The sequence below is a fragment of the Flavobacterium sp. genome (genome assembly GCF_039916025.1).
GTDB lineage: Bacteria > Bacteroidota > Bacteroidia > Flavobacteriales > Flavobacteriaceae > Flavobacterium.
On the sequence record NZ_JBDSMB010000040.1, the window covers coordinates 1 to 10252 of the forward strand.

The following is a 10252-nucleotide window of genomic DNA, read 5'->3' on the forward strand; positions in this document are numbered from 1 at the left end:
TACAGGAATAAAAGAGAGAAGAATTCTAAAAGATGCTGATAAAGGAACATCGTTTCTTGCTATAAAAGCGGCACAGGATTTAATAGTAATAGCTAATATTGATCCGTTAGAGATTGATATGATAATAATGGCAACTGCCACATCAGATATGCCGGTAGCTGCAACAGGGGTTTATGTTGCAACAGAAATTGGAGCAACAAATGCATTTGCCTACGACTTACAGGCAGCCTGTTCCAGTTTTTTATACGGAATGTCAACTGCTGCTGCATATATAGAGTCGGGCAGATATAAAAAAATACTTTTAATTGGTGCCGATAAAATGTCTTCTATTATTGATTATACTGATAGAGCAACTTGTATTATCTTTGGAGATGGTGCCGGAGCTGTCTTATTTGAACCCAATTTTGAAGGTCTAGGTCTGCAAGATGAACTGCTTAAAAGTGATGGTATTGGTAGAGAATATTTAAAAATCGATGCTGGAGGTTCTATTCTTCCTCCATCAAAAGAAACAGTTGAAAATAGACAACATTATGTTTTTCAGGATGGGAAAACAGTTTTCAAATATGCGGTTTCAGGAATGGCTGATGTGAGCGAGAAAATTATGGAACGCAATAATTTAACTAAAGACGATGTCAACTGGTTAATAGCACATCAGGCTAATAAAAGAATCATTGATGCCACAGCAAACAGAATGGGACTTGACGAGAATAAAGTATTGGTAAATATTCAAAAATATGGCAATACAACTTCGGCGACACTACCATTATTACTGAGTGATTTCGAAAATAAATTTAAAAAAGGAGATAATCTAATTTTTGCCGCATTTGGTGGCGGATTTACCTGGGGTTCCATTTACCTAAAGTGGGCATACAACAAACAATAAACTAAACTAATTCTAAAAATAACTAATTATGGATTTAAAAGAAATTCAAAACCTAATCAAATTTGTATCCAATTCTGGAGTTGCAGAAGTAAAACTGGAAACGGGAGAAATTAAAATTACTATTAGAACTACGCTAGAAGGAAACTCACCAGATATCACTTATGTACAACAAGCACCGATGCAACATGCTATGCCAGCTGCACAAGCGGCACCAGCTGCTGCTCCGGCAGCGCCAGCAGCACCAGCAGCATCGGATGAGAATTCAAAATACATAACTATAAAATCTCCAATGATTGGAACATTCTACCGCAAACCATCACCAGACAAACCTGTTTTTGTTGAAGTGGGAACTTCAATCGGAAAAGGAGATGTTCTTTGTGTAGTTGAAGCAATGAAATTATTTAACGAAATCGAAGCAGAAATTTCTGGAAAAATCGTTAAAATCCTTGTTGACGATATGTCACCAGTAGAGTTTGACCAACCATTATTCTTAGTTGATCCATCTTAATCTATTTTAAATTATGAATTATAAATTATAAATGATGCTCTGTTGTCAGTTATAATAATTTAAAATTTAAAATTTCTAATTTAAAATTCTTTTATAAGATGTTTAAAAAAATATTAATTGCCAATAGAGGAGAAATTGCACTTCGTGTAATTAGAACCTGTAAGGAGATGGGAATTAAAACCGTTGCGGTTTATTCTACAGCCGATGCTGAAAGTTTGCACGTGAAATTTGCAGACGAAGCTGTTTGCATTGGACCTCCACCAAGTAATCTTTCGTACTTAAAAATGTCGAATATCATTGCGGCTGCAGAAATTACAAATGCAGATGCAATTCACCCGGGATATGGTTTTCTTTCTGAAAATTCAAAGTTTTCTAAAATTTGTCAAGAACACGGAATCAAGTTTATTGGCGCTTCGCCAGAAATGATTGATAGAATGGGAGACAAAGCTTCTGCAAAAGCTACAATGAAAGCAGCCGGAGTTCCTTGTGTTCCTGGTTCTGAAGGATTGTTAGAATCTTTTGAAGAAGCTCAAAGACTTTCTAAAGAAATGGGTTATCCGGTAATGCTAAAAGCAACTGCTGGTGGTGGTGGAAAAGGAATGCGTGCGGTTTGGAAAGAAGACGAACTATTAAAAGCTTGGGAAAGCGCACGTCAGGAATCTGCTGCGGCTTTTGGAAATGACGGAATGTATTTAGAGAAATTAATCGAAGAACCACGTCATATTGAAATCCAGGTTGTTGGAGATTCTTACGGAAAAGCATGTCACTTATCTGAAAGAGATTGCTCAGTACAACGTCGTCATCAAAAACTGACAGAGGAAACTCCGTCACCATTTATGACCGACGAATTGCGTAACAAAATGGGAGAAGCTGCTGTTAAAGCTGCTGAGTTTATTAAATATGAAGGTGCAGGAACAGTTGAGTTCTTGGTAGATAAGCATAGAAATTTCTATTTTATGGAAATGAACACGCGTATCCAGGTGGAACACCCAATTACCGAACAGGTTATTGATTATGATTTGATTCGCGAGCAGATTCTAGTTGCTGCAGGTGTGCCAATTTCCGGTAAAAATTATTTGCCACAATTACACTCTATAGAATGCCGTATCAATGCTGAAGACCCATACAACGACTTCAGGCCTTCACCGGGAAAGATCACGGTTTTGCATGCGCCTGGTGGACACGGAGTGCGTTTAGATACTCATGTTTACGCAGGATATACCATTCCGCCAAATTATGATTCGATGATAGCCAAATTGATTACAACTGCTCAAACCAGAGAAGAAGCAATCAACAAAATGAAGCGTGCTTTGGATGAGTTTTACATCGAAGGAATTAAAACAACGATTCCTTTCCACAGACAATTAATGGACGAACCGGATTATGTAGCCGGAAATTATACCACAAAATTTATGGAAAGCTTTCATATGAAAGACCCAGAATAAATAAAAAAACCCAACTTTTAAAGTTGGGTTTTTTGTTTTTTATATCAATCTTTTACAACGTTTCTTTCAGCCATTTGAAGAATTCACGTTGCCAAACCATACCATTTTGTGGTTTTAAAACCCAGTGATTTTCTTCAGGGAAGTACAGAAAACGACTTTTTATGCCACGAAGCTGTGCTGCCTGAAATGCTTCCAGTGCTTGACTATAAGATATACGATAATCTTTTCCCCCATGTATTATTAGGATTGGCGTATTCCATTTATCCACGTAATTTATTGGATTGAAAGTGCTGTAAGCTTTTTGGACTAAAGCGTCATTTTTATCCCAATATGGCCCTCCATTTTCCCAGTTGTTGAAGAAAACTTCTTCTGTTGTTCCATACATACTTTGTGCATTGAAAACACCATCATGAGCTATAAAAGTCTTGAAACGATTATTGTGGATACCAGCTAAAAAATAAACAGAATAACCTCCATAACTTGCACCAACACAACCTAATCGCGCTTTGTCAACATAACTTTCTTTAGACACATCATCAATAGCTGAAAGATAATCATCCATTACTTGTCCACCCCAATCTTTTGAAATTTGTTCGTTCCAGGCCTGCCCGTGTCCATTCATTCCTCTTCTGTTTGGTGCTACTACAACATAACCTTGTGAAGCCATTAAAGATAAATTCCAACGGAAAGAATAAAACTGAGTCAAAGGAGATTGTGGCCCACCTTGACAGTAAAGCAGTGTTGGATATTTTTTAGTTTTATCAAAATTTGGAGGAAGAACTACCCAAACCAACATTTTTTTACCATCAGTTGTAGTTACATACCTTCTTTCAGATTTTGGCAAAGCCAATTTTGAATAGGTTTCGTCATTAATTTTGGTAAGCTGTGTAAAAGTTTTTTTCTTAAGGTTATAAGAATAGATTTCAGCTGCATGGTTAAAATCTTCTCTTGTAACGATTACGTTATCGCCGGAAAGACCAACAATCGCGTGAACATCAAAATCCCCGTTAGTAATCTGTTTTACAGTCACGGCAATTTTGGTTAAACCAGGAAAATTAACTTCAAATAATTGTAATGTTCCATCAACGGCAGCTGTGAAATATATTTTTTTGTTGTCGGCATTCCATTTAAAACTATCAACCGAACCATCCCAATTGGCAGTCAAATTCATGTTCATTCCTTTGAAACTAACAATAATGTCGTTTTTATCAGCTTCATAACCATCGCGTTTCATTTGCAACCAGGTCAAATCACCGTTTGGAGAAAAGGCTGGATTAGTATCGTAACCAGGATTAGTTGCAGTTAAATTTTTTGTGGTTTTTGTTTCAATATTGAATTCATACAAATCAGTATTTGTCGACATAGCATAAGCAGTCCCAAATTTCTTTTTGGAAACATAAATAATGCTATTACTGTTTGGTGACCAAATATAATCTTCATCTCCACCAGAAGGTTTTTGCGGAGAGTCGTATGGTTCACCTTTCATGATATCAAACGGAGTCACTTTGTTTCCTTTATTCAAAGCACAAAAAACGTGATTATGGGAACCAGTATTCCAGGTATCCCAATGACGATAATCTAAGCCGTCATAAATTTGTGCTTCTGATTTGTCTAATTCAGGATAGAAATCTTTACCTAAAACATTTTCGGTTTTGACTTCCTGGTTTGACAAAATATATTTACCGTCGGGAGAAACATTTTTATCTGCTACTAAATCTTTAGTCTGAGATTCCTGAACTTCTACAGGATTGCCTCCGATAACAGGAATAGTATAAAATTTAGAATTGGATTTGTTTTCTTCTACAGTTGGCGTTGAAACTTTATAGACAATTGATTTTCCGTCTTTGGAAATTCCAATAGTTGCTACTCTGCCAAGTTTCCATAAAGTTTCCGGAGATAAGACCTGTTGCGCTGATGCTGCTATGCTCATTGTACTAACGATTAAAAAAAGTATTCTCTTCATTTTTATTGCATTTTTTTTTGAAAGGCTAAAAGTAGCAAAATTAATTCATAAAAAAAGCCACACTTTTCAGTATGGCTCTTAGTATTTTGTTAAATATTTATTCTTTGATAAAACGCTTTGTCAAAGTGGATGTTCCGTTAGAAATTTCGATTAAGAAAGTCCCGGTTTTTAATGAACCAACATAAATACTTTCGTTTTCAATTTTACCACTTCCTAATTCTTGTCCCATCATATTGAAAATTCTATAAGTTGATGGAGATTCAAGATTAGCGATATTTAAAATATCACCTTTTACAGGATTGGGATACAAGTTAAATGAAATTCTGGTAGTGCTCACTTCCTCTATTCTTACTGAAGAAGTAATATTTACTGTATAATCTTCTACCTGACCATAGGTGAAAGATTCACAAGCAGTTGGTGTAGCATTATACTTCATTGAAACTCTCATTCTTGTAGCTCCAAGAGTTGCTGTTGCAGGAATGGTAAATGTTCCGGAAACAGGAGAGGTTCTTGATTTTGATTTTGTAAAAACAGTTTCTCCAGCATCTGAAAAATCACCATCTTGATTGTAATCAATCCAAACAGCATAACCTTCATTATATGTACTACCAGTCCAGGTTGGTGTAATGGTAATTGTATTTGATGTTCCTCTTGTAGCATTCGTGGAAAGCGCAGTAAAGTCTTCATATCCTGCAGTTCCTGTAGAAGTGTTATTGATAGTTCCAAAAACTACTTTCCCAATTCTTTCATCAGCAGTATTACTACTTTGAGAGGTACAATAAGTTACTGAATTGGCAAGAGTCGTAACGTTTGCGGTATTGCTATTAACAGAAACATTTCCTGCAGTATCTTTAGCTCTAACACTGAATGTATATGATGTTGAAGCAGTCAAACCAGTTACAGCATAAGTTGTAGATGGAGTTGACGCTAAAAACACACCACCTTTATAAACATCATAACCCGTTACCGCAACGTTATCAGTAGCGCCAGACCAGGATAAATAAGTTGTTGTAGTTGTAGTTCCGGAAGCTGATAAGGTTGGAGCTGTTGGAGCAGTTGTATCCGGAGTTAAAGTAGTTACGTTAACGGTATTACTTGCAACAGAAACATTTCCGGCAGCATCTTTTGCCTGAACATAAAATGTATAAGCAGTTGATGAAGATAAACCAGTAGCCACATAAGTTGTAGCTGCAGTTGAAGCTAAGAACACACCATCTTTATATACATCATATCCAGTCACGGCTACATTGTCACTTGAACCAGACCAAGATAAATTTGTTGATGTTAAAGTCGTTCCGGAAGCTGATAATGTAGGTGCTGTTGGCGCCGTTGTATCCGGAGCCGGAGTCAAAGTTGTTACACTTACAGCATTGCTTGCAACAGAAACATTCCCGGCAGCATCTTTAGCTTTTACTGTAAATACGTAAGTTGTTGAATTTGCTAAACCAGAAACGGTATATGATGTTGAAGCCGTAGAACCCAATAAAACACCATCTTTATAAACGTCATATCCGGTTACTGCTACGTTATCAGTAGCGCCAGACCAAGATAAATTTGTTGTAGTCAGCGTAGTTCCGGAAGCTGTTAATGTCGGAGGTGTTGGCGCAACAGTATCTGTTGAACCTGCAGTAATCGTAAAATTAGTATTGGATACATCAAAGAAAATATGATTAGTTCCTTTTACCATGATTCTGTTTGTTGTTCCGGCTGTATTAGGAATTGTAATTGCTTCTGAACCATCATTTGGAGTAGCTGCCAATAAAGTTGACCAGCTAGTTCCTCCATTTGTAGAGATTAAAACATCAACATTAGCACAGTTTACGTTATTTGCTGTTGTACCGGCAACATTCCATGTCACTGTTTGTGAACTCCCGCCAACATAAGAAACGGCTGTGTTTGGAGAACTTACAGTAAATGGCCCTGCAGTAGCATTAACAGTAACAATCATGTCATCGCTATTATTTGCTGGTCCTCCAGCTCTATTATCGCGAACTGTTACTCTGAAGTTTAAAGTTCTTGCAATAGATGGCAAAGCTTCAACCGTAAGTTCGCTTCCCGCGGTTGTTGTAGCTCCGGTTAAAACAGAAGCCATTCTTGGAAAATATCTTGTTGGTGAAGTAGCAGAATTATAAGATCTGAAATCTACTCCTGTTGTTTTAGTAGCACTTGGTACGGCCGCAGTATTTTGACTATCCATTTCTTCCCAATTGTAAGTAAGCGCATCACCATTGGCATCTGTAGCAGTAGCAGTTAACATAAATGGTGTGCTTTTAGGAATTGTATAATCTAATCCTGCATTAGCAGTTGGAACTGCATTTCCAGTAGCAATATTTACCGAACACGTTTTATTCTTAAGATTATTAGTAACCTGCTGGATACTAACCGCATGGAAAAACGCGTCAGAATGTGGCTGAACATCAAGAGATGTAATTCCGGCATATCCCATAATTGTCGAACCCGAACCTGGCTCCATTTGAACACCAGTTCCTTCATTGCTATGAGTAAATGTGTGATTAGCTCCCATTTGGTGACCAATTTCGTGAGCTACATAATCAATATCAAAATTATCTCCAGATGGAATTCCATCTGCCGGAGAAGTGATTCCACTACCTTTTCCACTCGAACAAATACATCCGATACAACCTGCATTTCCACCACCACCGGTAGCACCAAATAAGTGACCAATATCATAGTTGCCATCACCAATAACAGAGGTTAATGTTGATTGCAATTGAGAATTCCATTGTGACATGCTTGATGAAGCAGAATATGGATCTGTTGACGCACTTGTATAAATAACAGCATCAGTATTCGCTATAATAATCAAACGAGCACCAAAATCTTTTTCAAAAACACCATTACATCTCGTGATAGAGTTGTTTATAGCCGCCAAAGCCAAAGCTTTTGTACCACCAAAATAAGCAGTATATTCTCCTGTACAAGACATAGCCAAACGGTATGTTCTTAAAACTGCATCATCAGCATTTGGTCTTAAAGTGCTTCCTTCCATTTGTGGCGCAACTTCGTCAATAACGCTACATTCAAAACGAGTAAGTGATTGTGCTTTGTCTGATTTTCTATAGACAGTATATGTTCCTAAATCAGCAGAAATAGGCTCGATAAAAACAGCAGATTTATCAGGAGAAATAACCATTGATTTGAATCCTAAAGGAGAAACGCTGAAATAAGCTGTTGCAGCCAAATTGTCAATTCCGATTCCGATATAGGATTTAATTTCAGGATATCTTGCAGCTAATGCCGGATCCATATTCGAATTTTCGTAAACTCGGTATCTTTCTAAAACGCCATCTGCATTTGGAATAGATACTGATACTACTGTAGTAGATTCTTTTGCTCTTCTTTCAGGAGCATTGCTCAATTTGGCTTTTAAACTTGTTAAGTTTAAGTCAAAAAGTCTGTTTTCCGGAAGTCGCATTCTTGCATCAAGTGCAACCATGTTATTCTTTTTAGTAGTGACATTCCAAATTGTGCTTTTGTTTTGGGAAAAAGTCACAGAGGTAATTGCCAATAAAGTAATAATGAGTAGTAGTTTAAATTTCATAATTTAATAGGTTTAATTTAATATAAACCGCCAAAAATAAAGCTATTTTTATGAAATTGATTCAATAATTAATAAAAATATTAACAAATTGACAAACTACCTGTTTAAATGTTGACAAATAATTAAAAAATAAATATAATTCGTACTAAAATGATAATCTTTTAAATATTTGTTTCCCGATTTATCTGAAAAAAAGTATTTTTAGTGAAAATTATTAAATGAATCTTAGTTATTGGGAACTCAAAAACTGGTTTACAAATGTCGATTTCACCATTGTTGGTAGCGGAATTGTCGGACTTCATTGCGCTTTAGCGTTGCGTGAGAAATTCCCAGAAAGCAAAATATTGATTTTAGAAAAGGGGATTTTGCCTCAGGGTGCAAGTACAAAAAACGCAGGTTTTGCCTGTTTTGGAAGTCTTTCGGAAATAATTGATGACTTAAAATCACACAGCGAAGAAGAAGTTGTTCAGCTTATTTCAAAAAGATGGAGTGGATTGCAATTATTGCGTAAAAACTTAGGTGATGAAACCATAGATTTCAAACCTTATGGCGGTTATGAATTATTTCTTAAAGATGATGAAAGTACTTATGCTGAGTGTTTGCAAAAGCTGCCTTTTATAAATGACTTATTAAAACCGCTTTTTCGGAATGATGTTTTTGCCAAAGAAGTTGACCGATTTGCTTTTCAGGGCATACAGGAATATGTAATCTTTAATCCTTTTGAAGCCCAAATTGATACTGGAAAAATGATGAATGCGTTGTTGCAAAAAGCAATTGCAAACAATATTTTAATTCTGAATCAGGTTGAAGTTACGTCTTATGAAGAAAAAAATGGTGAAATAGAAGTTGCTTTGGACGATTTTTGTTTTTCAACGAAAAAGTTATTGTTCGCCACCAATGGCTTTGCAGCACAATTAACCAATAATCAGGTAAAACCAGCAAGAGCACAGGTTTTGATTACGGAACCAATTCCAAATCTCGATATCAAAGGAACTTTTCATTTGGATAAAGGCTATTATTATTTCCGAAATATTGACAATAGAATTTTGCTTGGCGGCGGAAGGAATTTAGCATTTGAAACAGAAACAACTACAGAACTTGGCCAAACAGAATTAATTCAAAATCGGCTGGAAGAATTATTAAAAGAAGTAATTTTACCAAACACCGATTATAAAATTGCACATCGCTGGAGCGGAATAATGGGATTAGGCTCGACCAAAAAACCTATCGTCGAACAACTTTCGGAAAATTTATATTGCGGCGTAAGATTAGGCGGAATGGGCGTTGCCATAGGAAGTTTAATAGGTCAGGAATTAGCAGATTTAGTAAAATAAATATAATATGATAAGAAAAATTTTGCGTTGGATTTGGAAAGCGATGCTTTGGTTTTTTGGACTTTCCATTTTATCGGTCATTATATTCAAATGGGTTCCAATTCCGTTTACACCTTTGATGATTACCAGAATCATAGAATTTAAGTTGGATGGCAATGATGCTATTTACAGTCATAAATGGGTTCCATTAGAAGAGATTTCCCCTAATCTTCAAAAAGCTGTAATTGCCAGCGAAGACGGGAATTTTTTAATCCACAGCGGTTTTGATTTTAAGGCGATGCAGAAAGCTTTTAAAAACAACAATAAAGGAAGAAAGCTTAAAGGCGGTAGCACAATCTCACAGCAAACAGCTAAAAATGTTTTTCTATGGCAAGGCAGAAGCTATCTCCGCAAAGGATTGGAAGCTTATTTCACGGTTCTGATTGAATTAATTTGGGGAAAAGAACGCATCATGGAAGTTTACCTTAATAGTATAGAAATGGGTAACGGTGTTTATGGTGCCCAGGAAGCAGCAAGACATTGGTATACCAAAAAGGCTATAGATTTAACTCCAAAAG

The 10252-nt window shown here is 36.4% G+C and carries 7 protein-coding genes; 5 read left to right on the forward strand and 2 right to left on the reverse strand.

Going from position 1 to position 10252, the window contains the following annotated elements:
- From ABIQ27_RS02145 to accC, 3 genes are all read left to right on the forward strand, one after another.
- On the forward strand, positions 1–883 hold an 883-nt coding region (locus ABIQ27_RS02145; protein WP_348031620.1), incomplete at its 5' end, for a beta-ketoacyl-ACP synthase III.
- Between the two features lie 28 nt (positions 884–911).
- On the forward strand, positions 912–1391 hold the full coding sequence (gene accB, locus ABIQ27_RS02150; protein ID WP_348031622.1) for an acetyl-CoA carboxylase biotin carboxyl carrier protein: 480 nt from the start codon (positions 912–914) through the stop codon (positions 1389–1391).
- 98 nt (positions 1392–1489) lie between these two features.
- Positions 1490–2836: an acetyl-CoA carboxylase biotin carboxylase subunit gene (accC, locus tag ABIQ27_RS02155; protein ID WP_348031623.1), complete on the forward strand. Its 1347-nt coding sequence runs from the start codon at positions 1490–1492 to the stop codon at positions 2834–2836.
- Positions 2837–2888: 52 nt separating this feature from the next.
- Here accC and ABIQ27_RS02160 read toward each other — a convergent pair whose 3' ends face one another.
- Together ABIQ27_RS02160 and ABIQ27_RS02165 are read right to left on the reverse strand one after the other, a co-directional pair.
- On the reverse strand, positions 2889–4799 hold the full coding sequence (locus tag ABIQ27_RS02160) for a S9 family peptidase (RefSeq protein WP_348031625.1): 1911 nt from the start codon (positions 4797–4799) through the stop codon (positions 2889–2891).
- Between the two features lie 97 nt (positions 4800–4896).
- A complete protein-coding gene (locus ABIQ27_RS02165) occupies positions 4897–8361 on the reverse strand; it encodes a reprolysin-like metallopeptidase (protein ID WP_348031627.1) in 3465 nt (1154 codons plus the stop codon).
- Between the two features lie 218 nt (positions 8362–8579).
- On the opposite strand from ABIQ27_RS02165, the gene ABIQ27_RS02170 reads away from it, so the two are divergent.
- Together ABIQ27_RS02170 and mtgA are read left to right on the forward strand one after the other, a co-directional pair.
- Positions 8580–9695 (forward strand): FAD-dependent oxidoreductase, encoded by a 1116-nt coding sequence (locus ABIQ27_RS02170; RefSeq protein WP_348031629.1) that lies wholly within the window; start codon positions 8580–8582, stop codon positions 9693–9695.
- 7 nt (positions 9696–9702) lie between these two features.
- On the forward strand, positions 9703–10252 hold a 550-nt coding region (mtgA, locus tag ABIQ27_RS02175), incomplete at its 3' end, for a monofunctional biosynthetic peptidoglycan transglycosylase (RefSeq protein WP_348031631.1).

What these genes read in the sequence shown, in the direction of transcription:
- accC (WP_348031623.1), top strand. Translation starts at nt 1,490, where the DNA reads ATGTTTAAAAAAATATTAATTGCCAATAGAGGAGAAATTGCACTTCGT.
- ABIQ27_RS02160 (WP_348031625.1), bottom strand. Translation starts at nt 4,799, where the DNA reads ATGAAGAGAATACTTTTTTTAATCGTTAGTACAATGAGCATAGCAGCA.
- accB (WP_348031622.1), top strand. Translation starts at nt 912, where the DNA reads ATGGATTTAAAAGAAATTCAAAACCTAATCAAATTTGTATCCAATTCT.
- ABIQ27_RS02170 (WP_348031629.1), top strand. Translation starts at nt 8,580, where the DNA reads ATGAATCTTAGTTATTGGGAACTCAAAAACTGGTTTACAAATGTCGAT.
- ABIQ27_RS02165 (WP_348031627.1), bottom strand. Translation starts at nt 8,361, where the DNA reads ATGAAATTTAAACTACTACTCATTATTACTTTATTGGCAATTACCTCT.